This window comes from Arthrobacter sp. MYb224, assembly GCF_002975455.1.
Classification (GTDB): Bacteria; Actinomycetota; Actinomycetes; order Actinomycetales; family Micrococcaceae; genus Glutamicibacter.
On record NZ_PCPU01000004.1, the window covers coordinates 198,062 to 221,896 of the forward strand.

Consider the following 23,835-nt stretch of genomic DNA (forward strand, 5'->3'; position numbering starts at 1 on the left):
GATTAGCGCGCCGGTTCCAAGGTCTTGGCGTAGACGGTCTCGCCGAGGCCATTGCGCAGCGAAACGGTGAATCGCTCGGACTCGTCGAGGTCGACATGGCCGAAGAACTGGCCCTTGCCGTCGCGCGGCGACTGGTTGGTGGTTCCGGCGAGCGCGAATTCCACCTTGGGTCCGAAGGTCCCGTCCATCTTGTTCGGACCGAAGGATCCTGCATTGACCGGACCGGCCACAAATTCCCAGAACTCGTTGAAGTCGCCGAAGGCGGCGCGCTCCGGGGAATAGTGGTGGGCCGCGCAATAGTGCACGTCCGCGGTCAAGAAGACCACGTTTTTCACGCCGCGGTCCTTGATCGCTTTGAGCAGCCTGGCGAGCTCCAGCTCGCGGCCCAGCGGTTCGCCGTGCTCGGCGTTGGCGATCGATTCCTGGGCCTTGCCGTCCGGAACGATGACGCCCAGCGGCAGGTCGTTGAGGATCACCTTCCAGGTGGCCTTCGACTTCTGCAGGCCCTCAACGAGCCAGTTCAGCTGTTCCTCGCCGAGGGTCGTGGTCTCTTCGGCTTCCAGTCCGGCGGTATTCTCCGACTTGTGGCTGCGCATGTCCAGGGCGAAGAGGTCCAAGGCCGGTCCGCGGGAGATCTTGCGGTAGATCCGGGCAGGCTCAAACCCGGTGCCCCCGCGCATGGCACGCGGATCGGCGATGGGCTGGTATTCCTGCCAGGCGCGGCGACCGCGGGCAGCGAGGGTATTGACATCCCGCACGGTGTATCGCTCGTCTTCGATTGTCTCCCCGGCCCACCAGTTGTTGTGGGTCTCATGGTCATCCCACTGCGCGATGACCGGAACCTCGGAGTACATCGCGCGCACATTTGCATCCATGTGGTTATAGCGGTGCCGGCCACGGAATTCCGCCAGGGTTTCGGCGACCTTCGAGACCTCCTCGGTGACCAGGTTGCGCCAGATTTGGCCATCTGGCTCCATAACTTCGGCGGCGATCGGGCCATCGGCGTAGATGGTGTCGCCGCTGTGCACGAAAAAGTCAGGCTTGGTCGCGTGCATGGCCGCGTAGGCCCGCATGCCGCCGATTTCCTCGTTGATGCCCCAGCCTTGGCCTGCCGTATCGCCAGACCAGACGAAGCTTTGCGCCATCGATGCGCTGTGGTTCCGGCGGCCGGTGAGCGAAGGCGCGGTGAGGAAGGAACCGGTGTTGGTTTCTCCCAGGGTCCCGTTCTCGTCCTCGAAACCGATGGTCACCGCGAATCGGGTGCCCGCCGGCAGGTTGGATGCGGAAATCTTGGCGGTGAAGTCGGTGTTGGAGTTCGCCTGCGCACCGCGCAGGGTTCGTTCGAATGATCCGCGGCCGCGAATAATCGCTCCCGCCTCGTCGATGGCACGCAGTTGCGCCCGTAGCCGGCCTTCACCGGTGGCGCGTGCCCAAAGCACCGCGTTGTTGGTGGAGACATCTCCCATCGAGAAGCCATTGGTGAGGCCTAGCCGCGAACGGACCAGGCGCGGACTATTTGCGGCCAGTGCCGAACCGGCCGGGGAAATAAGCGTCAGAGCACCGGCGCCCAAGGCGCCAGTGAGCAGATTGCGCCGTGAAATTTGTGTCATGATCACCAGTATTTCGCGGCGAGTTAGCCGCATGGTGTCAGCTGCGTGAACAGCTCACGAAACACGGTACTGATGTTTAATGTTTCAACGGCTCGTGCTGACCCATCCCACGGCTACCGTGGAGCTATGCAATTCACATCATGGTTGGCATATTTTGAAGCAAACTCGAGGCTGCATGACACGATGAACGCGCACCTGAACTGGAGCGGTGTTCCGGCGCTAACGGAGAATGCACGACGCGGATTCATCCGCTCTTTCCAGCGTCTTGAGCTTGGCGAAAGCGGCGAAGGCAGGCACTTGCTAGGTTTGGCGGAGCGGGCCGGCGACTCGACCTACGTACGAGCACTTGAGCTCCTGGTGCGCGAAGAACAGCAGCATTCTCGGTTGTTCGGACAAGCGCTGGATTACCTGGATGCCCCACGCTTGGAATCGCACTGGTCGGATAAGGCCTTCACCCTGCTGCGGCGAATGTTGGGGTTGCGTACCGAGCTCGGGCTGTTCCTCATTGCTGAAAGCGTCGCCATGGGATATTTCGAGGCCCTAGCAAGCCATGCACCGGCTGCGACACTGCGCGGGCTGGGAAGAAGAATCGCCTCAGACGAACGAAACCACCTTCGTTTCCAGATCGACCGTCTGCGTCAGGGGTTTGAGTTTACGCCCAAGCCGCTGAAACATGTCGTACGTGGAATCTGGTCGGTGGTGGCGGCAGGCGCGGCAGTTGTTGTCTGCTTCGACCACGCTCAGGCCCTACGGGCATGCAGCCTGAATCCCGCGCATTATTGGTTCCGAGCCATGCGCAGATTCAATGAGGTGGCTCGGCAGGTATTTTCCGGAACAGCTCCCACCGCCCTGGGTCCCCTGCCGCCAACGAACATTGCATGACTTTTGCTGCATATCTCGTCCAAGCGGACGTATCACAAAGGCGAAGGTTTCTGGCCCCGCTCCACTAGTTTCGCCTCAACCTTGCCAACAGCTTGCGCGCAGTTCAGGTCTCTCGTGATTCCACGCGAGATTTCTCGACCGCCAGGCATACGAGGGTGACGGTGTGGCCTCCTACGGAGAGGAGAATCAGGTACAAGCCCCACGGGTCAGGAATTCGCTGGTTCCAAGCGAGGGACATCGATACGAATATGGCGATGAAGAATCCGGTCGAATATTTGCTCAGTAGAGTGTTCCCGCGCCCGTCTGGATGTTCCATAGAAAGAGACGCTACCCCAATGTGGCCGCTTGCAACAAGAAACTTGAGCCAGGTACGAGTCCAACGCTGGACTGTCCTACTTAAGGTTGAGGATTGAACTCGATAATTCATCCGATATGCGCTGTCTTGACCTAACAGAAATAGATATGCTGAGATTTGAACGCGCAGTTCTCTTAAGATTGCTGGACAAAACCTGGCTGGAGGTAGCTACGATGCATTCAAACGAACCGTTGGGGATGCCAATGGGTCTCAAGGTCTTCGTGGCAGCGTGCTTTAGCGTGGGATCTATATTCACCGGCGCTCACGGACTGTTCGTGGTTTCTTTGCTCGCCGCATTCGGGGCCACCATCACCGGAATTACGGCCGTTGCGAATGCTGGTAAAGCTGCCCCGAACTCGGCAATGCTAGGAATTGCGGCTGGTACGTTGTCCATGCTCGCAACGGCCTTCGCATTGACGGCGCCGATAACAATTCCGTTTGGAATCGTGGCGCTCTTAGCCGCTATCCCGGCTGTCATCTGGTTTGCTTTTTGGGTGAGGAACCGAGAATTCATCCAGCGCTCGTAATAGTTTCGTCCGCGATTACCTCGCCAGGTAGCGGTGCTCGGGACGTCCCCTGGTCCCATAACCCAACTGCAGGTCGAGCATCTCGCTGGCGACCAACGACGCGAGGTAGCGTTGGGCAGTCGCCCGTGCGACGCCCACGGCTTCGGCGACCTCGGCCACGCTCAGCGGTTCGCTGGATGCTTTGACGCACGCCATGACCGCCTGCTCGGTAGGTGCAGCATTAGCGGCAGCTGGCGCATCTTCGATCCCTTGCAGGGTCCGGTACAACCGATCCACGCCTTGCTGGTCAAGGTCGGTAGCGGCCGCCAGCTGCCGGCGGTACCGAGCCCACCCCTTGAGTTTTGCCGCGAGCGTCTTGGCTCCGAAGGGCTTGATGATGAAAGCCAGGGCGCCTGCTTGAAGAGCCGCCGCAACATTGGCCGGTTCGGTGGCGGCAGAAATCATAATCGAGTCGATTTCGATTTCACGCAGCAGTTCGATGCCGCTGACATGCGGCAGGTAGAGGTCCAACAGCAGCAGATCTGGTTGCAGTGACGCGACAAGCTTGGGCACGGTGCGGGGGTCTTGCACCGGTTCCAGGGCTTGGAACCCGGGGATCTCATTGACCATGTCGGCGTGCAATTGCCCGACGCGAAAGTCATCGTCAACGATCAATACCCGGTAGTCCCCCACGGCATTCTGTGTCATTTTCGTTCCCTTATTCATGAGAAGTTCTTCGGTTCACTCAGTACCGCTGGAAGCCGGGCCGCGATCACGGCCCCGCCCTGTTCCCCGCCGGCGTCGGCAATCCACACATCACCGCTGCGCGAACGGGCCAACCGGCGAATCAGCGGCAGCCCCACGCCGGAGCCGTGCCCCTCGCCGAGCGAGGACCCGGTGCTCACCCCCGGGGCGAAGATATCTTCCTCGGTGCTGATCCCCGGCCCCGAATCGGCGACCGCAAGGTGCAAGGTGCTCCCCTCGGAGAGCAGATCCACCTCAACCCACGGATCCTTGCTTCCGCACAGGCTCGCGGTGAAGGCGTTGTCCAACAGGTTCCCCAGCACCGCGGTGACGTCCTGGGCGTCGCTGGCCGATGCGATCTGTTCGAAGAGCATGGATTGCGGCGAGACCCGCAGCTCGATGCCCAGCTCGTGGGCGCGCACCCCCTTGGCCGAAAGGAATGCGGAAAGGTAAGCGTCTTTGACCAGTTCCAGGCCGCCGACCGGTGCAATCACCGGGCCGGCGTCCATCACTTCGCGCAGGTACTCCTCGGCCTGATCGGTTTTGCCCAAGGTAATCAGTCCGAGGACCGCGTGCATCCGGTTGGCGAACTCGTGGCGCTGGGCGCGCAGCGCGTCGGCCATATCCTGCACGGCATCCAGTTTGGTGCCGAGCGCTTCGACGGTGCTGACGTCGTGGAGCAAGACAACCTGGCCAAGATCCACCCCGTCGCGCACCACATCCGAGACGCGGGCAACGATCGCATTCGAGTTGGCTTCCAGCCTGATGGGAGCCGGCTCATGGTCTTTGATTGCCTTCACCAAACGCGGGTCGAGATCGGCCGACTCATAGTGCCGGCCAATGATGTCCGCCAGCTCGGTACGGTGCGGCAATCCAAGCAATTGGCGTGCAGCCTTATTGCGCACGGTCACCGTGCCGTCCGGCCCCAGTCCGATCACGCCCTCGCTCACCCCGTACAGCACCGCCTGCTGATCACGCACCAGTTGAGCGATTTCTGCGGGCTCCAACCCCAGGGTCTGGCGCTTGAGGGTGCGCACGGTGAAGCGTCCGGCCAGAGTTGCCAACAGCGCGGCAAGCACCGCGAACAGCACGATCCAGCCGAAGGAGGCCACCAGTGCACCGGTCAGCGACTCGGTGGCCACCCCCACCGACACCTCGCCGATAACCCGTCCGTCGACGGACCGGATGGGCACCTTGGCGCGCACCGATTCCCCGAGAGTGCCATGCTCGCGGGCAATGTCCTCCACTCCGCTCAACGCCACCGGGTCGGTGGAGACCAGCTTTCCCAGCTCGTCCGGGTTCGGGTGGCTCAGTCGCAGACCGCGGTCCTCGGTGATCACCACAAAGGTCGCCTGGCTTCCTTCGCGCACGGCCTCAGCCAGTTCTTGCAGCTTTCCGCTGCGCAGCTCTTCGAGGTCCAGCTCATCGCGCTGCGCGTAGTCCGTCACCTCGCGCACCACCTCCGGCAAGGCGGCGACCGAACGCGCAATCCCCAGGGAGGTGTCTTCGCCCTGGTCGAAGACCCTGTTGTAGCTCACCAGCAGGGTCGCGGTAGTCACCAGCGCGAAAAGTACGCCGAGCACCACGAACTGCGGACGCATGATCCGCGAGGCAAAGTGCAAGGTGGCTGTGGAATGCGGCATCTGTCCAGCATAAACCGTCCGTGATTTTAATGAGCAAAAAGATTGCAAAAACCTAAAGGGATCAGAAAACGAACAACCCCGGATACGTGAGCGCCGCCACGTAGCTTGGATAAGTGCCCGCACCCCTGCTGGCATCATCACTTGCCACACACTTCAGGAGGTCCGCGCAATGCTAGTTGCTCTCGGATTCCTCATGATCATCACCTTCATGGCGCTGATCATGACCAAAAAAATGACGCCGCTGTTGGCGCTCATCCTAGTTCCCACCATCTTCGGCCTGTTCACCGGCGCCGGCTTTGGCCTCGGCGACATGATCATGGACGCGATCAAGTCGATGTCGGGCACCGCCGCCCTGCTCATGTTCGCCATCATGTACTTCGGCATCATGATCGACGTGGGCCTGTTCGACCGGCTGGTTTCGGGAATCCAGAAACTCGTGGGCAACGACCCGGCGAAGGTCGTCATCGGCACCGCCCTGCTGACCGCCATCATCTCGCTGGATGGCGACGGCTCCACCACCTTCATCGTGGTCACCGCCGCCCTGCTGCCCATCTACCAGCGTCTGGGCATGAGCCCGGTCGTCTTGACCTGTGTGGCCGGCCTGACCAACGGCACGCTGAACATCGTGCCCTGGGGCGGTCCAACCGCTCGCGCCGCGGCAGCCTTGGGCGTGGACGCGGCAGACATCTTCGTGCCGATGCTCCCATCGCTGGGCGTCGCACTGATCGTGATTGCCATCTTCGCCTGGCAGCTTGGGCTCTCCGAGCGCCGCCGGCTGCAGAAGGATCGCCCCGAGCTGTGGGGCACCGGCTTCGGCGGCGGAAACCTGGGCGGCGGCAAGCCCAAGGACGGCACCTCGCCTTCGGGCTCCTCGGTGGCAGTCCTTGAATCCGTAGCCCGCAAGGGGGATGGCTCGGAGGCCGCGACCATGGACGGCACCGTGCTCGATCCGGACCGCGAGACCCTGCGCCCGAAGATGTTCTACTTCAACCTGGCGCTCACCGTGGCCATCATGGTGCTGCTCATCGTCGACGTGCTGCCGCTGGCCTACCTGTTCATGGTCGGTACCGCCATCGCGCTGGTCGCCAACTTCCCGAAGGTCAGCGACCAGGTGAAGATGATCGCCGCGCACTCCAGCGAAATCATCGCGGTGGTCTCCATGGTGCTCGGCGCGGCGGTACTCACCGGTGTGCTCTCCGGAACCGGCATGGTCGACGCGATGAGCCTCTGGCTGGTCAACATCATCCCGGACTCCCTGGGCCAGTACATGGCGGTCATCACCGGCTTGATTTCGATTCCGGCCACCTTCCTGATGAGCAACGACGCCTTCTACTTCGGCATTCTTCCGGTCCTCACCGAGGCCGGCGCGCACTTCGGCGTTCCCGCGGTGGATATGGCTCGCGCCTCCATCACCGGACAGCCGGTGCACATGCAATCTCCGCTCGTCCCGGCAATCCTCTTGCTGGTCTCGCTCTCTCGTGTGGATCTGGGCGATCACCACAAGAAGGTGCTGTGGCGTGCGGCCGTGGTCAGCCTGGTCATGCTCGCTTCGGGCGTGCTCTTCGGCGCAATCCACATGGGCTAAACCCCCAGGACCTATTGGTCCGTCGTCAGCCAAGCTCCGCGAGACTCGGTATTTTTACCGAGTACCGCGGAACTTGGTGTTTAAGGAGCGGGAGGGAATCCGAGCCGCACACTTTCGGTTCTAGAGCCGAGTCCATGTTCTTGGGCCTCCCTGTCCTTCCTCTCGGGAAAATACGTGGAGATGTTCTTGAGCCAACCGGACATTGGACGAACTGTAGTTGTGGTTTATCGGTTCACCCAACCTTGAACCAATCAACGCTTGGGAAGACCGCTACAAATCCCGTGTGTTCATCCGGTCATCCTCGTCCTGCCCATCGCCGTGATCGCTCTCATACTGGGAGCCGTCAAGCGCAAGAACATCACGACACCGGAACACACGACTCACGACGTATTCTCGCTCGTTCTATCCGTGCTTGGCATCGGCTTGGCCCTCCCCCTCGCACCTACCAAGGCGTTGAGAATGGGCACATTGACTACCGGACTCTTCCTTGTCCCGGGAGGCGTCCTGATCGCGCTGGTCTCCGCAGCGGGCTGCCGGATCTACGACCATTTCGGCCCACGGCCATTGGTCGTCCCCGTCGGAATTATCTGGGCGGCGAGCATCTGGTTCCTCAGCACACTCGATGAGAGCAACAGCGGCTGGTTGTACCTCGCCGCCTATCTTGTCCTCTCTGCATCCCAGGCGATGATGTGGGCACCGATAACCACCTTGGCCCTATCGTCCCTGCGCCCCGAGCTCTACCCGTACGGGAGCGCTGCATTCACTACCGCGCAGCTACTCGCCGGTGCCGCCGGCGGCGCGGTCCTCGTTGCCATGTACACGATCGGAGCAAACGCAGCACAGACCGGAGCCCTGACCGTTTCGCAAACCGTCGCCGTAGGACAAACGGCGTTCACCACGGCCGGTGTCATTGCGATGTTGGCCGTCAAAGGCACCTTCTTCCTCGGAAAGCGCCGCCAACCGGCCCCACTAACCGGTTCCACACCCAACAAACAACCGTAACGTCGACTATCCACGAGTACGTCGGGATCAATCCCTCGACCTAGCAGTAGCACCAGCTGGCCGCGCCGCGCACAACTACAAGGCCAGCTGTTGTCGCGTGCCCATTGCGCGACGAAGACCAGCTGGCAGGCCATTGTCGGTTGGACGAGGAAAATGACAGAATTCGCTGTTTTAGGATCTGCCTATGACTTTGCCTTGAGCCGTCTAACAAGCCGATCAGTCTATAGTTGCGATGTGGGAGATCAGGCGGTGGACGTCGAGCGAACTCTCACGGTTGCGCTGAAGAAGGGCTGGACACAAGCGGAGCTGAACAGGATTGGAACGCCCACCTCTGAACAAAACACCTAGGAACATCTCCATGCGAAAACCAGTCGCAGCCGCATCCCTCGCCTCAGCTCTACTGCTCGCCGGTTGCATAAGCCCCCTCGTTGAAACAGGAACACAACTCAACTCGAAAGCTCCAAAGACCATCGACGGCTACGAGTTCGTCACCCAATAAGAGGCAGAAGCCAGTTGCTTCTGTACGGGAACCCCTGCGCAGGAAGAAATGTCTACAGAGACAGAATATTTCGGATTCTTTCACTACTTAGAAGCAAAGCATCAGCTTCCCTCCGCCGAAGGCGAATGCAATAACCGCGATCTCTCAATGACGATTACCGGCGGTGTCATCCGTATCGCGTTGCTCAAAAATACCGACGTAGATTTGTCAGCGGATAAAGAATATTTCGCAGAACGCCTCGGAAAAGTATGCGAACCATAGGACACCTACGACAACATCATGACCTGCCACTTCGTGACAGGAAACAATCGCATGATGCTCACCGCCCAACATGAAGGAACTGAACAACAGTTCAGAGACAAATACCAAACGCTCGCTACCAAATTCGGGGAATAACTAGAAATCAACTTCCCGTAACCACGTCTCTCGCGTAAGCAATAAGCCCACAATTCATTGGGCCGATTCCTTTCCTGCCTGTGAGACGTAGATCAGCTACAAGTAACTCTCACAGTTGCAACACCCTGATAAATCAGGAGTTGCAACGACCGTTAGAACTCGCCGGGAACTGCGGCCAAGCTTTTGAATACAAGCTTGAAGCAGGTCCGAAAAGTCCTCTGGCTATGGATATCCAGGCACAATAAGCACGGCGGATAGAAGCTAGAAGGTTTGAACGAGTCCGGCAATCGGCAACCGAGTGGAACCATCCATTCAGTGGTACCATATCTAGTACCACTAGGAGGCGGTATGGCAATCACAACCAGCGAAGCGCGTCGTGACCTGTTTGGTCTCATTGAACGAGTGAATCTTGATCACACCGAAGTGGAGATCATGTCCAAGCGTGGATCTGCGGTGCTCATGTCGAAAGATGAATACGATTCTCTCGTTGAAACGAGCTATCTTCTGCGCTCACCTAAGAATGCGGTGCGCCTGCTCTCTGCTCTTGAAGCGGCACGTGATGGCCAGGCGCTAGAACGCGGACTTGTTGATCCGTGAGCGACAGACAACTTATCTGGACTGCCGAGGGCTGGGAAGATTACCTCTATTGGCAAACTCAAGACCGCAAGACCCTTAAGCGCATCAATACGCTCATCGAAGATGTGCTGCGCGATGATCCGTTTGAAGGCATCGGCAAACCCGAACCGCTGAAGCATGCCCTAGCGGGCGCTTGGTCGCGCCGCATCGACGAAGCGAATCGGCTGATCTATATCGCCGATGACCGCGCCTTGACAATTCTGCAAGCTAGGTACCATTACTGACCTTCGAATCAGCGGTTGACGGGAGTTTGCGCAACTACTTTTACCCTGGCTATCGCTAGGCCGATAATTCTGATTATGTAAAGTTATCCTATTGCAGAAACCGCTGAATAGGATTTACTGTCTCAGCATTGTTGGCAAAACCCCGCAGGGGTCTTGTGAAAAGCTAGAGGCACCCTGAACCGTCCCGGAAATCATGCCGCCGTCTTATGTGCGGCAGCGTCGGGTAACGAGCCTGTCATTTCATCATAGTAGGCACGCTCAAATTCCTCGGGAGTTTGGTGATCCAGCGAGGAATGCAAGCGATCATTGTTGTACCAAAAGACCCAGTCGAAGACGACCTCAACGACATCTGATTCGGTCTTCAACGCACCACTGCGGAAGGGAGAACCCTTGGGCACGGCTTCATTCTTGAATAATCCCATGACCGTTTCGGCAGCCGCATTGTCGTACGCATCCCCGACACTGCCAATCGACGGAACCAGCCCCTCAATTTCTAAGGTGTCGGTGTAACGGATCGAGGTATATTGCGAGCCAGCGTCCGAATGATGGAGAAGCCCCTTGTCAACTGGTCTTTTGGTGTGTTTTCGGCGCCATAAAGCCATCTTCAAGCACTGTTCCACGAAGGCGGTGTCTTTCACCGTGGAGGTTTCCCACCCGACGATCGCCCGTGAATACAGATCGATCACCAAGGCCACGTATACGAACCCGGAATACACCGGCACGTAAGTGAAATCTGTGACCCAAATACGGTTAGGGGCACTGGCGCTGAAGTTCCGATTCAGTAGGTCGCCAGCTCGTTTGCCGTCCTTGCCAGGGATCGTGGTGCGGGTCTTACTTCACGAATCAGGCCGTTCATGCCCTCGTCACGCATGAGTCGGTCAACGGTGTGTTTGGAGACCTCGGGGAAGCCGTTGCGCCGCAGCCAAGCGGTCATCTTTCGCCGGCCATAAAGGATTTCTGGCTTCGGTCTTCCTTTAGCGTCTAACACTTTGAGGCTGCGTAACGTGTCAATGACCTTGGCATCTTCAACTGCTCGCAGGGCCGGAATCCTTATTTTCCAGGCCCGGTAGGTTCGTGCGGCGACCTGCACGCCCTGCTCGCGCAGGACGGCGCAGATCGACTCGACCGCATGACCTTCGGCCCGCTGCTCATCAACGAATCGGCAGATTAGCGGCGGCGAGGGTCGAGTTCCCTCGCGAAGAAAATCGATGCAGCTTTCAAGATTTCGTTGGCTTCCTTCAAATCCCGATTCTCCGCCCGCAACGCCTTGAGCTCATCGAGTTCGGTAGTGGTTGGGCCGTCCTTCTCACCGGTGTCGACCTGGGCTTGGAGCACCCAGCGACGCAATGATTCGGGACCGACATCCAGCTTCGGAGCCAGAGCCTTGCACGCTGCATACACGGAAGGATATTCAGAGAGCCGGTCCACAACCATCGCTACGGCGCGGTCACGAACTTCGGCAGGATACTTCTTGGGCATGGTTTCTATCTTTCTCTCGAAAGACAGCGGCATCAAATCAGGGACGGTTCACCCGCAATCGAGATTGTTCACGTTCTGTGAGCATCCGATACTGGTAGAGAAAGTTGGGAGCGCTGGCTAACCCATTGGGTTAGCCAGCGCTCCCAACTTTCTGACAATACGCTCGCTCCAGAAGACTATATATTTCCTTCTATGCCGGGTCAATGAGGCAGCAAATTTCTGAAATTGCACATGCGCCACGCGGCTATCCAGAGGGCCCTTCCGCTAAAGGACGACGCATCGCAGTGCAGTTGCCTTCTGAAAACGACAAAAGTCGCATGTCTCGGAAGAAGGCGGCTAGTTGCTCTTCATCATTCGAGGGGTAATGCGGTTTCCATGAATCACCACAGTAACCACATGGCGAGGCTGGCCGCCATCGATGGGGACTTCCTGGACCCAGGCTGATTCAGAAAGCGTTCCCTTCGTAGATGCCGCGCTCTTGGCATCCTATGCGAGAGCCCACAGTGCTAGCGATGAATCCGATATACAAATGGGAACTTCAAACAGCGGCTGACGACTAATGGGCGATACTCAGTGCAAAAGAGTGTTAGTAGAGTTCTAACACTGTGTCGCAGAAGCGCATTACTTCATGTGAGTGCGTGGCAACAAATACTGCGGTTCCCTCAGCAGCAATTGCGCGCAATTCTTCCATCACCATGGCCTCATTAGCCGAATCTAGAGCTCCGGTAGGTTCATCTGCAAGGATGATTGTTGGGCGCTTGACTATCAATCGTGCCAATGCCACACGCTGTTGTTCACCGCCTGACAGTGAATACACCTTCTCTTTATTACGTCCAGCCAGGCCGACTCGTTCCAACGCGCCGTTGAAATCTGCCTTTCTGAGGGCTTCTTTACCCTGAGCAGCTAACGCTACTTCCAAGTTCTCTTGAATCGATGCGTTTTCGATTAGTGCGTAGTTCTGGAACATATATCCCAGTGAATCCCGACGGAATTTACGCTGCCCTTCAGCAGACAAGCTGGTGATATTCTCATTGTCAACCCAAACACTCCCACTATCTAATGTGTCGAGTAAGCCAATACAGTTCAGCAGCGTCGACTTTCCTGATCCTGAAGCACCCATAACAGCCATCATCTGGCCAGCTGGCACAGTTATCGATAAATTGGCATAAAGTGTCTTGTCACCGAATGATTTGGTAGCTTCCTGAACAACGATGTTGCTCATGCGGTTTCCTCACTGTGAGTACGAATCATGGCATTTGTGCGACGGCGCACCATGAAAAGAAGTAGTAAAAGATTAATGACTGCGACTACTAGAACCACTATTGGTTGCCACTGGTAGATAGAAAGGTCAACAGAGCTGGACGGGCCATTGGAAATGCTGGCCTGCACTGCGGCCCAAATTCCTGTGACAACTGCCCAGCCAATAGCGATGGCAAGGACAATTGCTTCGCCTTTGAAAAGCCAACGGTGTGTCGAGAAGAATCCCCAACCATGCAAGTAACGTACCAAAATGGACTGGGAATTGCCGCGGACATGGATCTGAGCCAGTCCAACTGCTGTTGCCAGTAACACTAGGAGGGCCACCAACGCGCTAGTCATCTGCAAACGTAGTGCTTCTAAGCGGTCCGCAGACTCGTTAGCAGCTATTTGGCCGATCGGGATATAGGCTGCTATCCAAGTCCCTAGGAATTCTTTAGGGGTTTCCGTCCGAGCTTGTTCAGCATCGGCCATAAGGACCCATCCCTGGCTGGCAGATGACATGTAATTATCATCCGAGATCAAACCTGAGTCTGAACCGACGGCAACAATGACAGTATTTTCCTGTGAGCTATTTCCGTTCCGGCCGTCTTCCGAGATCCCATAAAGAGGATGCCTCTGATGATCTCGCAGTTGTACATTGCTGATGCGTGGTGTGTAGTTACCGCGAACATTTGCCAGGAGCGCATTCGTTACGTCGTCCACTGTGGTTGATGCTTGTTCGGGAAGCATGACGGTAATTCCTTTTTCAGGAACATCATCAATTGCTTTTCCATCAATATCTATCACCGGATTGCGCTGCAGATAACCGCGGTTGACCATCAGAACATCCTCGTTAAAGTCAGTTCCATCAGATTTTTCCAATAGAGGTTTTGCCATGATGGTGTTACCGGCGTTGTCTTGCTCTTTGAGCCATTTCCCTGATTCGTAGGCTAACTTATCCATTTCTTCAGGGGACACGTGGCCTTCGAAAACTATGCGTGCTGCTGATCCGGTCTGAGCCATTGCATCAAGGCTTTGCTTTGCCTGGTGCGCAGACATAGCAGCAGCAAAAGTCGAGGCAATTAATGAGACTGCAAGTATCAAACTAGGTATACGAATCAGATAGGTGGCAGGAACTGCAACTCTAAATCCTAGTCGGCCCTTAATCGCTTCAAGTAGTTTCGAATCAAAAGCAACATACAGAGTTGCTACGTACAAGCATCCAATGACAACTAAAGCTACCGCTATAACGATGATGGCTAGGGAGAAGTATCTTCCCAATTGGTTCCAGCCGTTGTAAAAAAACAATATAACGAGACTCAAGAACGTCAACAAAAGCGATGTTCGGATCGTAGCGGGCAATTCTTGACGCAGGTCACGTTTCAATGCAACAGGGATAGTACCGCCGTGTAGTCGCAGGATTGCGTAATTTTTTACTCGGGAGAAGACCGAGAACCCAGTCAGCAATGTCACTAGAAGTAGTGCAACGAAAGTAGCTGAACCAAGAGATCCAACCAGGATTGTACTGATGATAGCGCGGGTAGAGACGACGCTTTTGGACGTCTCTACTGCGTAATCGAGGTTTTGAAAAACTTGCGACACAGAGCCTAAAGCATCGTTGGGGCCGACGATGTAATATTTTCCCCTAGGATCAACGCCTTTAAGATCCTTGGCAGGATGAACAAATGTGGACACATTATGACTAAACCCAGGGTAGCCATCTTCTAACCATTTGCTTTCACTTTGTCGCCCAGGGCTGGTCGCTACATAAAAGTGACGTGCCGATGCATCATGCAGATCGCGAACTTCTCGCACGACGGTGGCACCTGACGAGTCGGCTGCGCCTTGAATCATCGCATTCAAGCCTTCGCCAGCCGTGGTTATATCAGCTCCAGAAACGGTGATTTGACTTGAGCCAGGCAGAGTCGATTCATCAGCAATTTTGGTAACCATGAATGAGACGAACAATGCGTATAAAACAGCTACAGCGACGGCCAGACGTAGTCCGGTATTTTTCATCTTGTCTTTCTTAAATAAGCGTGTGGGACCCGTATTTGGACCCCACACGCTTCAATGAATGGAATTAGCAGTAGCGGTAGTACGGCTTCTGTGAGCCGCCAAAGGCGCTGTATTTCGACTGCGCGTAGGCTTTTGCGCCCTTATTCATGCAATCAGAACGCACAAGGCCGCCGCGGTCGCCGAAGACACTTGAGCCATGGAAGTCTGCCGAAGTCGTAAACTGTGACCAGGCCCAACGTTCACTGAAATTCCATGATATGCCGGACGTCCCGTAAGTCCATCCGGTGACTGCTTGAGCAGCAGTTCCAGTCACGGGAATGAATAAAGCGGCCGCGATAGCAGCGACTGCCATCTTCTTTGAGAACTTGTTGAGTATTTTAGACAAAACTCTCCTCCATGTATCTGACGTGTGATGAGTCGTGGATAGATCCACGAGATAAATCTATCCTAAAATTTTACTAAACAGAGTCATGATGGCTTGTTGTTTTAAATTCACCAAGATGGTGATGTAACGATCTTCATATATTCATGAGGTTTTTGGTATGGCCAAGTGCTCTAGTCCGTTGCTAAACAAATAGAGGGGCAATCAAAGGAAGACTTTCAAAGGGGCTTCTGAATGCCTTTCTGCGTAGCGACGGCCTCATAGTAGGTTTTCGACCCTTCTACATCTTCCCTATACGGCTTGGTGGAGTAATGCTGTAGCTCGATCAATCCGGCTGGCATGCCCGAACTGGTGAGAATAGCCCGGCCCCGAGGCAGCGCCGCGAGGTCGGATACGTCCAAGATTTTTTCGCGTTGCATCGAGCTAGACACCGAACGCCCGCTGCGGCCGCTGGTGCTTGAAGATCGTTTGAGCACGTCCCGTTCACCTACGAGCTGGGAAAGGAAGGGCAAGAACTTATCGTCAGACAGTCCAGATCCCGCCACACGGATATTGGCTGCGCCCCAGAGCTTATTCATACCTTTCTCTCCGTAGGCTTCCACGCCTTGGCTGTAGGACTGGAAGAATGTGGAAACGACGATGCCACGTGAACCGTAGTGCGAATACACATCCGGCAGTTCGCGCCAGCGCACCACGTTTGCTGCTTCGTCCAATACCGCCATCATGGGACGCTTGAGCCGTCCACCAGGCTGTAGTGCAGCGGTTTTCTCCGCTTCGGTCATCACCGCCATGACCAGGGCAGCGGTGATCGCACGGGCAGATCCGCCGCCTTCCTTCGATACCAGATACAAGGTATCGGTGCCGGTAGCCAGCTTACGGTGATCAAATTCGGCCCGCTGCGAGCCGTTATGGCGAATCCACGGAATGACTTTCTCATAGGAGAGCACATTCACCCACGGACGCATCGTGCCATACACACCGTCACGCTGCTTCGGGGTGAGCTTCTGAATCTGCTCTAGAGACTGGGCTAGATTGAGGTGCCCTTGGGCTTTAAGCAGATCACGGCCCGTGAAATCTTCTGGGTCTTGCGCCCACATGAACACATCAGTGATGGGACGCTGCCCTACGACGGCGGCAAAGAACAGGTGCGAGAGCAGACGCTTACCATCTGACTCAAAATAGGCATCCTGCTTTGCCCCGGCATCGGTGGCTGAGGACACGAATACATCAGCGAGCTTTTCGGCGGTTTCCATATCGGTCACGAAAGATAGGGGATTCCACCACCAAGAGCGTTCTTCACCGATGATGCCCTGCACATCGTGCACCCACACGGTGCCCACCCGGGCACGCGGGCCACGGGTCATATCCACGATGTCCCGCTTATTCGAGGTGGCCAACACCGGGCCTTGGGTTTCCATGATCTGCGGAACGCACACGCAGGAGGTTTTACCGGCGCGCGGTCCCATCAACCAGATCTGAACCAATTCCCATGACCCATACAAAGGCTTACGGCTGTTGACCAAAACGGCCAAGGGAACACCGACACCGGCGTTCTGCGCGCCGAGACGTGTCGCATCCTGACACGCAGTATCTTCGCCCAAGGAGCGGAAATCTTTGGAGTGGCTCATCTCCTTGGCCAAGTGCTCAATGCGTGAAGTGGTGCCCCGGCTGCGCCGTCACACCACGACTAGCATGAGGATCACGGCGATTAGCAGCATGCAGATGGCAAAGACGGTGATTTGCAGGCCGGCGGCCGGAAGGTAACCCCGGCCTTGATCCATGAGGATCTGTACCGGGTTATTTGAGGCGTTTTCAACTTTCGGGTCAAGGATCGATCCTAGCGTCCACAGCACCACTCCTAGGATGAGCAGCGCAAGAGCGCCGCCGCCAATCATCCACAAGCTGGCGGCGTGGTGCTCGGTGAGACGTCTTGCAACCTAAGGGTTGTGAGACGTCCCGCCAGAGCACGCAGGCCTGTTCGCTGAACCGCGACTATTCAGCACTTTCAATTCTTGCAACTATGTCTTGTAAACGGTCCCGAGGAATCACGTACATGACCTCCGTTGCGAGACATATTTAAGCTGATGCCCAACGACTTGCTAGATGCGCTTAGAAAGCAGCTGGACGATCCAAAAAAGCAATCCCGATTCGGCACTGTCCACTTTTTCATTCAAGCTATCTCGCGATTCAAGCTTGCTTAGCCGAAACCTTAAATCACGCCTACCAAGGTGGACGGTATTCAAAGGGAGGGTCTTCGCCCACCCGTCCGTCGATCGCCTCGCGCAGCAGATCCGCGTGACCGGTATGCCGGCCGTATTCCTCGATCACATCGCAGATTAATCGTCGTACGCTCGCGTGTTTTCCCTCGTATTCCAAGGCAGAGGGCGCATCTAGTTCACCCGCGGCAACTACCTGTGCCTGAACCTCCCTGCTCCTAAGCACGGCTTTGTCGTAGCGCGCATAAAGCGCTTCCGGGTTCTCTTCGGCGTTCACCGCGAACTGGTCGCGCCCCTCGGCAGAGAATTCAAGCACGATCTCCGGTTGTCCGCGGGCGATCAAGTAGGCAAAGTTTTCATCTTCGACTACCGCCAGATGCTGCAGCAGTCCACCGATGCTCAGATCGCTGCTCGGCAGCCTCGCCGCTAGTTGCTCGATGTCCAGTCCGTCGGCCTTATACCTGAAGGTGGTGCGCAACCGGTCGAGCATGCCGAGCAGGTGCGCTTCCTCGGTGCCGTCCATTGGCGGCTCCCAGGGAGGGAAGTTTTCCATGGTGTACTCCTATGCAGGATGTGTGAGTTGGCGTACCAAACTGGTTTCGCCGGCCCATGAATTGAATAATTAGAAGTATGCCCCTAACCGCCACAGCTTTGGAAGCCCCGCACTGGATGCAGCGTGCCGCCGCGCATGAGGTCCGTGCTCGGGCCTTTGGCGAACCATTTGTGCAGCGCAGAATGACCGGGGCCAAACATCCCATCGAGGATTTCCTTTTCACCTACTACACGCAGAAGCCAGGCCAGCTCTACCGTTGGCACCCGGGCGTTGGCGTGGCGCTGCTCGGCGAGCAGGCCCACGAACGAGAAGATTGGAAGTTCTACCGCAGCGTGGAAGCCCCGGCAGGACCGGGGGTAGAACTCGATCTTGAGAAATTCTCCCAGTCACGGGCCAGGGTGATCGAATTTGCCCGCATCCTGCTGCGCAATACGGTACAGAAGCCGGCGAATTTCTCCTGCTTCGGATTGCATGAATGGGCGATGGCCTACAAGTCCGAGGTCAACGGGATACGCCACGAATACCTGCCGCTTCGCCTCGGCGCGACGGGCACGGACGAGGTCGTGGAAAACCATAAGATCCGTTGCACGCATTTTGATGCCTTCCGTTTCTACACTCCGGAGGCGGTGCCGCTCAACGAGCTGCAGCCAACCCGTGAGACGCAACGCGACCTCGAACAGCCGGGCTGCCTGCATGGAAATATGGACCTGTATAAATGGGCCTACAAGTTGAGCCCGGCAGTTCCCAGCGATCTGGTCATGGACTGCTTTGAACTGGCGTGGGATATCCGCACCATGGACATGCAAGCTTCGCCCTATGACCTTGGGGATTGGGGCCAAGAGCCGATCCAAATCGAGACTCCGGAGGGCAAGGCGCACTATGTGCGTCTGCAAAAGGAGTTCGCCCTGCGGGCGGAGAAGCTGCGGATGGAACTATTGCAGGTGGTGCTCAGCCTGCCAATTGCCTCGGAACGCTAGCGTGTTGAACTAAAAGGGAAGCACAATTGGTTCATGGGACGACTGAAGAATCGGAAGGCGCACACGGGCCTGGTTTTCGTAGCTCCGCTACTGGCCGGGCTGCTGCTCGCTGGTTGCGCCAGTTCGGCTCCCACCGCGGGCACCTCACCCGTTGGCGCTGACGCAGACCTCAAGATCAGCATCAGCTTCGAGGGGAAATCCGTCGACAGCGAATACCATCTATCCTGCCGCGGCGCCCAGGCCGCTGATTCCAGTACGCTGCCCGAGTCGAATGCCGCCTGTGCGTTATTGGCCAAGAATCCCGAAGTGCTCACCCCGCAACGCTCGCCGCAGCAAAGCTGCACCGAGATCTATGGCGGGCCCGCGACGGCAAGGATCAGCGGAAAATTAGGTGGGAAACAAGTCGATACGAGCTTCGACCGCCACAATGGCTGCGCGATTAGCGAATGGGATGCATTGGCCCCGCTGCTGGGCGAGGGCATGAAATAACCCGTTATATCCTCCTCTAGATGCCGCCACGGATAGCTCCAGCGACTAGAATAGGAAGACTATGGAGTTCTTCCTGCTGATCATCGCGCTGCTGTTCGCCACTATTTTGATTGTCGGGCTGGGTGAGCGCATCAAGCTCCCCTATCCAATCCTGATGCTCATCCTCGCCACCTTGGCCGGCTTTCTCCCGTTCATGCCTGAACTGCATATCGATCCGGCACTGATCCTGCCCATCTTCTTGCCGCCGTTGCTCTTTGCCACCGCGCAGCGCAGCTCCTGGTCGGTGTTCCGGCTGCGCTGGAAGGCGCTGATCCGCCTCGCGGTGGTGCTGATCGTGGTAACCGCCGGCGCGGTGGCGGCAACCTCGCTGGCCTTCGCGCCCTTCCTGTCGGTTCCCTTGGCGATCGCCCTCGGCGCCATCGTCGCCCCGCCGGACCCGGTAGCGGTGGACGCGATTGCGACGAAGGTGAAAATGCCGCGGAGGCTCACCTCCCTGCTGGAGACCGAGGGACTGTTCAATGACGCGATGGCCATCGTGCTCTTCCAGCTTGCGGTCACCGCCACGCTGAATGGCACCGAGGTCGGCTTGGATCTCATTCCGAAATTCTTGATCGGTGCGGCGGTGGCCATCATCGTGGGCATCGCCATGGCCTGGATTGTTGGTTGGCTGAACCGCTTCGTGCCTAACCTGGCGGCGCGCTGCGCGGCAACCTTGGTGGCACCCTACGCCGTCTACATGCTGGCCGAGGAAGTCCATGCCTCCGGCGTGGTCGCGGTCGTGGTGCTGGCCCTGGAGCTGGGCCGCCGCGACCGTCCGCAGGACTCGCAAGAACGCTTGACCCGGCACGCCTTCTGGGAGGTGCTCGAAATGCTGGCCACCGGTCTGGCCTTTGGCCTCATGGGCCTGGAGATGAACTCGGTCATCCAGGAAGAGGGCAGCAACCTGCTCGGGTTCATTCCCGGAATCCTTGCCATCTGTGTCGTAGTGATCCTGGTTCGGACGCTCTGGATGTTCGGCACCTACTATCTGCCAAATGCCCGGCGCGGGATGGAGAAGGTCTCCGCGGCCAAGGATTCGCTGGTGCTCACCTGGTGCGGCATGCGCGGACTGGCTACCCTTGCGCTCGCCTTGGCTCTGCCGAAGTTCACCGCGGAAGGTGCCCCCATCGAGGGAAGGAACTTCGTGGTGGTTGCCGCCTGCTCCGTACTGCTCGCCACCCTCGTGGTCCCGGGGCTGACGCTGCCGATGCTGATGCGGGCGCTCAAGCTGCGCGGCAATGACCAGGCCACCAAGAAGGCCCGCCGGGCGCTCGCTCGCCGGGCCGAAGAAGTTGCGGTGCAGACCCTGAAGCAGAATATTGAGCTGCAGCAGCTGCCGGAGAACTACCGCCATGTGGTCACCCGACGCATGCACGACCTGCACAACATCTTGCTGACCGATCCGGATACGCATGACGCGATCACCGATGAAAAATACACCCAGTTGCGCGCGGTGATCACCAAGGCCGATGCGATTCAGTCCACGGCACTGGCGGCGGCCCGCGACGAGTTGCTCCGTGCCCGGCGCGAGCCCGGGGTTGACCCGCATATGGTTGACCAGATCATGCAGCGCCTCGATATGCGCACGGCCACCTTGGACCGCTAGCACGCAATAGGGTGGCCGGAACCTGCTAATGGTTCCGGCCACCCTTTGCGCATCTATGGGCGTTTAGCCTGCGGCGCGTTCGAGACGAACGATCACCTCGTAGTGATTGGTCTGCGGGAACATGTCCATCACCCGGGCCTGCTTCGCGGTGAATTTGTCCAGCCTCGCGAGGTCCCGGGCCAGCGAAACCGAATTGCAGCTGGAGTACACCACATGCTGCACGGTCGAATCGTTGAGCCACTGCGCCAACTCGGACGAGATGCCCCGACGCGGCGGATTGACGATGACCGCTTCCGGCGCCTGCTCGGCAGCCAATGCGAATTCGGTGGCGTCCGTGGCGGTGAACGTTGTGTTCTCCAGGCCCAGCTCCTCCACCGCGACCTGCGCCGCGGCCACCGCCTCGGTGCTGGTTTCGATTCCCTGCACCCGACGCCCGCCTTCGGCGCAGTGCAGCGCGAAGCCGCCCACCCCGCTGTACAGGTCCCAGAGGCTGGCAGGATTCGCATCGGTAATCCACTGGCGCGCCTGGCGGTACAGCGCGGCGGCAATCTCGGTGTTCGTCTGGAAGAACCCCTGCGGGCGCAGGTGCATCGGCACGCCATTCAGGCCGAATTCCAAGGTGGTGCGGCGGGTGAGGATGATTTCTTCTTCACCCTCCAAGACGGCCTTGTGCTCGGGCAGGAAGTTCACCGAAACCACGCTGTGGCGCGGGAGCAGCTCGAGGAATTGAGGCAGGGAATCGCGAAGGGCCACGAAGTGCTTCTTGGTGCGCAGCACCCAGCGCACCATGACCGCTCCGGTGTCCGAAAGAGTGAGGATGACGTGCTTGAGCTGTCCCTTGCCCTTGGGCACGTCATAGGGGATGAGTTTCAGTTCCTTGATGAAGCGCTCGATCACCGGGAACAGCGCGCGCAGTTCGGGAGCGCAAACCCCGCAGTTGCGCAGGTCTACGCCGTGGCCGTCGGCGTCGAGGATTCCGATGGTCGGATTCTCGGTAGTTCCGGAGATCACCATTTTCGCCTTGTTGCGGAAGCCCGATTCGGAGCTGGCCTGCGGCGGCAAGAATTGCAGGTCGGGGAACTGCGCGAGCGCGGTGGCGCAGTGGTCGGCTTTGGCCTGGAGCTGGTCAACGTACGGCACCGTCATTTGGGTGCATGAACGGCAACGTCCGGCGGAGAAGTAAAGGCATTCCATGGTGCCTCCAATTTTAGCGAAGAAGCCTGAGCCTGGGGCGCAAAGAGATTTCGACGGTTATTGACCGCAAATTTTCAGCTTTCCCCGATATGCTCACTAGCAGATCGACATTCGGCAGGAACATCACCGCTACCGGAAAACCGCGGATCATTGAAAGGAAAGATGGCACTTCGACACGGGCATTCCACGCAACGACGTGGCTACGCATTGCTAGCGCTCCCCTTGGCCGCCGTACTTGGAGCTTGCAGCAGTTGCGCTTCTTCAGTCCCCCAAGCGGCCCCCGTCCCGTCGGCCACCTCTTCCAATAGCCCGACAAATTTGCCGGTGCAAAGTCCTGCTGCTGCTCCCTCCAGCGCGCAGAGCAAGCCATCTGCCGCCACCAGTTCCAGCACCGGCCTGGCAACCAAATCCGCCACGAGCGCGCGCGCCAAGTCGACGTCGAACCCCGCCGCTTCCCAAGGAAGCGTTGCCCCCTTGTCGAGTGCAGCTTCCTCTGGATCTGCCAGCATCAAGCCGTTGACCCAAAGCGGACCGATCCATTCGACCTCAACCACCGCTCTATTTGCGGCGGTTGCCGAAGGCGATGTCGACTCGGTGCGTAAAGCCTTGAAAGACGGCGCCGAGCTGGAAGCCAAAGACGCACGGGGGAACACTCCGCTGATGCGCGCGGTGCTCAACCGCGATCATCAGATCGCCAAGCTGCTGCTGGCCGATGGGGCGAGTCCTAACGCAAAAAACAAGTCCCAGGAATCACCATTTCTGCGAGCCAGCGCCTTTGGCCTCGAAGACGTGCTGCGTTCCGCACTGGCCCACGGCGCCGACGTAAACAGCGTCGATCGGCTGGGCAGCACCGCCTTGTTCGTGGCCAGCGAAGCCGGACAGGTGGAATCGGTTCGTGTCCTGCTGCAGCACGATATCCCGCTGGACAAGGTCAATGATCTTGGCTGGAGCGCACTGCATGTGACCATCTCCTTGGGCCAGGGCTCGAATAATTCGCTGTCCATAGCCCGCCTACTCTTGGCCGCCGGGGCTAATCCGCACCTGACCGACCCTTCCGGATCCAACGCCTTCGAACTTGCCGAGAAGCGCAACCAGCCGCAGATGCTTTCGGCCCTGCGCAACTCCAGCAAATAGCGCGGCGAGTTCCGCTACAGGGCGTCGACGTAGAACCAGGCTCCGTCTTCCCGCACGAACGAGCTGACTTCGCGCTGGCTGTCCCGATCCTGCCCGAGGCTGTAGTGCGCCTCGAATTCCACGACTCCACGCGTCGCGGTGGCGCCTCCTGCACGGGTTGCAAGGATGACCATGCCCAGCCAGCGCATTTGGGCATCCAGCTCCAGTTCCTTGGGCCGGGTGGTCTCATGCCAGGTCTCAAGCAAATACCGGCGCAGTCCCAAGGCAAAAGCGCTATAACGCGAGCGCATCAGCTCTTCTGCGGTGTCGGGCAGCGCTGACCGGTCGGTCCGTCCGTCATGAAAGGGCTGGCAGCATTGCGCGTAGCTGCGCTGCACTGCGTCCAATTCACGGCAGGGACAGCGGGTTTCCTTGGAGTTTTGCACG

At 58.0% G+C, this 23,835-nt stretch carries 25 protein-coding genes and 1 pseudogene; 12 read left to right on the plus strand and 14 right to left on the minus strand.

The genetic code is table 11. The features are described from left to right. Window positions 1-2: 2 nt before the first annotated feature. Window positions 3-1,610: an alkaline phosphatase gene (locus CQ017_RS09450; RefSeq protein ID WP_105553673.1), complete on the minus strand. Its 1,608-nt coding sequence runs from the start codon at window positions 1,608-1,610 to the stop codon at window positions 3-5. Window positions 1,611-1,793: 183 nt separating this feature from the next. Here CQ017_RS09450 and CQ017_RS09455 point away from each other — a divergent pair, with 183 nt between their 5' ends. Continuing rightward, window positions 1,794-2,492: a ferritin-like domain-containing protein gene (locus CQ017_RS09455; RefSeq protein WP_219843925.1), complete on the plus strand. Its 699-nt coding sequence runs from the start codon at window positions 1,794-1,796 to the stop codon at window positions 2,490-2,492. 103 nt (window positions 2,493-2,595) lie between these two features. Here the strand turns inward: CQ017_RS09455 and CQ017_RS17885 are convergent, their stop codons facing one another. Then, window positions 2,596-2,808 (minus strand): hypothetical protein, encoded by a 213-nt coding sequence (locus CQ017_RS17885; RefSeq protein ID WP_146112463.1) that lies wholly within the window; start codon window positions 2,806-2,808, stop codon window positions 2,596-2,598. 212 nt (window positions 2,809-3,020) lie between these two features. Here CQ017_RS17885 and CQ017_RS09460 point away from each other — a divergent pair, with 212 nt between their 5' ends. Continuing rightward, on the plus strand, window positions 3,021-3,374 hold the full coding sequence (locus tag CQ017_RS09460) for a hypothetical protein (protein WP_146112464.1): 354 nt from the start codon (window positions 3,021-3,023) through the stop codon (window positions 3,372-3,374). Window positions 3,375-3,389: 15 nt separating this feature from the next. Here CQ017_RS09460 and CQ017_RS09465 read toward each other — a convergent pair whose 3' ends face one another. Next, complete coding sequence (locus CQ017_RS09465) at window positions 3,390-4,061, minus strand: response regulator (RefSeq protein ID WP_105553674.1); 672 nt, start codon at window positions 4,059-4,061, stop codon at window positions 3,390-3,392. A gap of 14 nt (window positions 4,062-4,075) precedes the next feature. After that, a complete protein-coding gene (locus CQ017_RS09470; protein ID WP_105553504.1) occupies window positions 4,076-5,740 on the minus strand; it encodes a sensor histidine kinase in 1,665 nt (554 codons plus the stop codon). A 169-nt stretch (window positions 5,741-5,909) separates the two neighbouring features. Here CQ017_RS09470 and CQ017_RS09475 point away from each other — a divergent pair, with 169 nt between their 5' ends. From CQ017_RS09475 to CQ017_RS09500, 6 genes are all read left to right on the plus strand, one after another. Then, complete coding sequence (locus CQ017_RS09475) at window positions 5,910-7,325, plus strand: CitMHS family transporter (RefSeq protein WP_374954791.1); 1,416 nt, start codon at window positions 5,910-5,912, stop codon at window positions 7,323-7,325. A gap of 318 nt (window positions 7,326-7,643) precedes the next feature. Continuing rightward, the gene (locus tag CQ017_RS09480) at window positions 7,644-8,327 is read left to right on the plus strand and encodes a multidrug efflux MFS transporter (RefSeq protein ID WP_146113362.1); all 684 of its coding nucleotides are present in this window, start codon (window positions 7,644-7,646) and stop codon (window positions 8,325-8,327) included. A 358-nt stretch (window positions 8,328-8,685) separates the two neighbouring features. Beyond that, complete coding sequence (locus tag CQ017_RS18100) at window positions 8,686-8,826, plus strand: hypothetical protein (RefSeq protein ID WP_176484149.1); 141 nt, start codon at window positions 8,686-8,688, stop codon at window positions 8,824-8,826. Between the two features lie 48 nt (window positions 8,827-8,874). Beyond that, window positions 8,875-9,087, plus strand: a complete 213-nt coding sequence (locus CQ017_RS09490; protein ID WP_096285617.1) for a hypothetical protein — start codon at window positions 8,875-8,877, stop codon at window positions 9,085-9,087. A 483-nt stretch (window positions 9,088-9,570) separates the two neighbouring features. Beyond that, entirely contained in the window at window positions 9,571-9,819 is a 249-nt protein-coding gene (locus tag CQ017_RS09495; RefSeq protein WP_096285619.1) for a type II toxin-antitoxin system Phd/YefM family antitoxin, read from the plus strand. Further along, a complete protein-coding gene (locus CQ017_RS09500) occupies window positions 9,816-10,082 on the plus strand; it encodes a Txe/YoeB family addiction module toxin (RefSeq protein WP_096285622.1) in 267 nt (88 codons plus the stop codon). Before CQ017_RS09495 ends, CQ017_RS09500 begins: the two co-directional genes overlap by 4 nt. 191 nt (window positions 10,083-10,273) lie before the next feature. Here the strand turns inward: CQ017_RS09500 and CQ017_RS09505 are convergent. From CQ017_RS09505 to CQ017_RS09530, 7 genes and pseudogenes are all read right to left on the minus strand, one after another. After that, window positions 10,274-11,561 (minus strand): annotated as a pseudogene (locus CQ017_RS09505) (IS3 family transposase). Between the two features lie 586 nt (window positions 11,562-12,147). After that, window positions 12,148-12,783: an ABC transporter ATP-binding protein gene (locus CQ017_RS09510; RefSeq protein WP_105553507.1), complete on the minus strand. Its 636-nt coding sequence runs from the start codon at window positions 12,781-12,783 to the stop codon at window positions 12,148-12,150. Beyond that, window positions 12,780-14,819, minus strand: coding sequence for a hypothetical protein (locus tag CQ017_RS09515; protein ID WP_146112466.1), 2,040 nt, complete (start codon window positions 14,817-14,819; stop codon window positions 12,780-12,782). The genes CQ017_RS09510 and CQ017_RS09515 overlap by 4 nt, the downstream gene beginning before the upstream one ends. 64 nt (window positions 14,820-14,883) lie before the next feature. Further along, window positions 14,884-15,204, minus strand: a complete 321-nt coding sequence (locus CQ017_RS09520; protein ID WP_105553509.1) for a hypothetical protein — start codon at window positions 15,202-15,204, stop codon at window positions 14,884-14,886. Window positions 15,205-15,419: 215 nt separating this feature from the next. After that, window positions 15,420-16,829 carry a type IV secretory system conjugative DNA transfer family protein gene (locus CQ017_RS09525; RefSeq protein ID WP_258133570.1) on the minus strand — a complete coding sequence of 470 codons (1,410 nt, stop codon included), beginning with the start codon at window positions 16,827-16,829 and terminating at the stop codon, window positions 15,420-15,422. Window positions 16,830-16,877: 48 nt separating this feature from the next. Then, window positions 16,878-17,054: a hypothetical protein gene (locus CQ017_RS18380; RefSeq protein ID WP_258133571.1), complete on the minus strand. Its 177-nt coding sequence runs from the start codon at window positions 17,052-17,054 to the stop codon at window positions 16,878-16,880. A gap of 367 nt (window positions 17,055-17,421) precedes the next feature. Further along, entirely contained in the window at window positions 17,422-17,970 is a 549-nt protein-coding gene (locus CQ017_RS09530) for a DUF664 domain-containing protein (RefSeq protein ID WP_105553510.1), read from the minus strand. 77 nt (window positions 17,971-18,047) lie between these two features. On the opposite strand from CQ017_RS09530, the gene CQ017_RS09535 reads away from it, so the two are divergent. The 3 genes from CQ017_RS09535 to CQ017_RS09545 all read left to right on the plus strand — a co-directional run bounded on the left by CQ017_RS09535 (window position 18,048) and on the right by CQ017_RS09545 (window position 21,081). Further along, window positions 18,048-18,947: a 3-methyladenine DNA glycosylase gene (locus CQ017_RS09535; protein ID WP_096285628.1), complete on the plus strand. Its 900-nt coding sequence runs from the start codon at window positions 18,048-18,050 to the stop codon at window positions 18,945-18,947. Between the two features lie 33 nt (window positions 18,948-18,980). Continuing rightward, entirely contained in the window at window positions 18,981-19,436 is a 456-nt protein-coding gene (locus tag CQ017_RS09540) for a hypothetical protein (protein ID WP_096285630.1), read from the plus strand. Between the two features lie 61 nt (window positions 19,437-19,497). Beyond that, window positions 19,498-21,081: a sodium:proton antiporter gene (locus CQ017_RS09545; protein WP_105553511.1), complete on the plus strand. Its 1,584-nt coding sequence runs from the start codon at window positions 19,498-19,500 to the stop codon at window positions 21,079-21,081. A gap of 63 nt (window positions 21,082-21,144) precedes the next feature. Here CQ017_RS09545 and rlmC read toward each other — a convergent pair whose 3' ends face one another. Both rlmC and CQ017_RS18105 read right to left on the minus strand, forming a co-directional pair. Next, complete coding sequence (rlmC, locus tag CQ017_RS09550; protein ID WP_105553512.1) at window positions 21,145-22,275, minus strand: 23S rRNA (uracil(747)-C(5))-methyltransferase RlmC; 1,131 nt, start codon at window positions 22,273-22,275, stop codon at window positions 21,145-21,147. A 200-nt stretch (window positions 22,276-22,475) separates the two neighbouring features. Then, entirely contained in the window at window positions 22,476-22,829 is a 354-nt protein-coding gene (locus CQ017_RS18105) for a hypothetical protein (protein WP_181150536.1), read from the minus strand. Between CQ017_RS18105 and CQ017_RS18110 the strand changes: the two genes are divergently transcribed. After that, the gene (locus tag CQ017_RS18110; protein WP_181150526.1) at window positions 22,792-23,409 is read left to right on the plus strand and encodes an ankyrin repeat domain-containing protein; all 618 of its coding nucleotides are present in this window, start codon (window positions 22,792-22,794) and stop codon (window positions 23,407-23,409) included. The two genes, CQ017_RS18105 and CQ017_RS18110, sit on opposite strands and share 38 nt — an antisense overlap. A gap of 14 nt (window positions 23,410-23,423) precedes the next feature. On the opposite strand, the gene CQ017_RS09560 is transcribed toward CQ017_RS18110, so the two are convergent. After that, on the minus strand, window positions 23,424-23,834 hold the full coding sequence (locus tag CQ017_RS09560) for a YchJ family protein (RefSeq protein ID WP_105553514.1): 411 nt from the start codon (window positions 23,832-23,834) through the stop codon (window positions 23,424-23,426). Between the last annotated feature and the right edge of the window lies 1 nt (window position 23,835).

Coding starts and splice junctions, on each gene's coding strand:
- CQ017_RS09450 (WP_105553673.1), bottom strand. CDS start 1,610: ATGACACAAATTTCACGGCGCAATCTGCTCACTGGCGCCTTGGGCGCC.
- CQ017_RS09455 (WP_219843925.1), top strand. CDS start 1,794: ATGAACGCGCACCTGAACTGGAGCGGTGTTCCGGCGCTAACGGAGAAT.
- CQ017_RS17885 (WP_146112463.1), bottom strand. CDS start 2,808: ATGGAACATCCAGACGGGCGCGGGAACACTCTACTGAGCAAATATTCG.
- CQ017_RS09460 (WP_146112464.1), top strand. CDS start 3,021: ATGCATTCAAACGAACCGTTGGGGATGCCAATGGGTCTCAAGGTCTTC.
- CQ017_RS09465 (WP_105553674.1), bottom strand. CDS start 4,061: ATGACACAGAATGCCGTGGGGGACTACCGGGTATTGATCGTTGACGAT.
- CQ017_RS09470 (WP_105553504.1), bottom strand. CDS start 5,740: ATGCCGCATTCCACAGCCACCTTGCACTTTGCCTCGCGGATCATGCGT.
- CQ017_RS09475 (WP_374954791.1), top strand. CDS start 5,910: ATGCTAGTTGCTCTCGGATTCCTCATGATCATCACCTTCATGGCGCTG.
- CQ017_RS18100 (WP_176484149.1), top strand. CDS start 8,686: ATGCGAAAACCAGTCGCAGCCGCATCCCTCGCCTCAGCTCTACTGCTC.
- CQ017_RS09490 (WP_096285617.1), top strand. CDS start 8,875: ATGTCTACAGAGACAGAATATTTCGGATTCTTTCACTACTTAGAAGCA.
- CQ017_RS09495 (WP_096285619.1), top strand. CDS start 9,571: ATGGCAATCACAACCAGCGAAGCGCGTCGTGACCTGTTTGGTCTCATT.
- CQ017_RS09510 (WP_105553507.1), bottom strand. CDS start 12,783: ATGAGCAACATCGTTGTTCAGGAAGCTACCAAATCATTCGGTGACAAG.
- CQ017_RS09515 (WP_146112466.1), bottom strand. CDS start 14,819: ATGAAAAATACCGGACTACGTCTGGCCGTCGCTGTAGCTGTTTTATAC.
- CQ017_RS09525 (WP_258133570.1), bottom strand. CDS start 16,829: ATGAGCCACTCCAAAGATTTCCGCTCCTTGGGCGAAGATACTGCGTGT.
- CQ017_RS09530 (WP_105553510.1), bottom strand. CDS start 17,970: ATGGAAAACTTCCCTCCCTGGGAGCCGCCAATGGACGGCACCGAGGAA.
- CQ017_RS09535 (WP_096285628.1), top strand. CDS start 18,048: ATGCCCCTAACCGCCACAGCTTTGGAAGCCCCGCACTGGATGCAGCGT.
- CQ017_RS09540 (WP_096285630.1), top strand. CDS start 18,981: ATGGGACGACTGAAGAATCGGAAGGCGCACACGGGCCTGGTTTTCGTA.
- CQ017_RS09545 (WP_105553511.1), top strand. CDS start 19,498: ATGGAGTTCTTCCTGCTGATCATCGCGCTGCTGTTCGCCACTATTTTG.
- rlmC (WP_105553512.1), bottom strand. CDS start 22,275: ATGGAATGCCTTTACTTCTCCGCCGGACGTTGCCGTTCATGCACCCAA.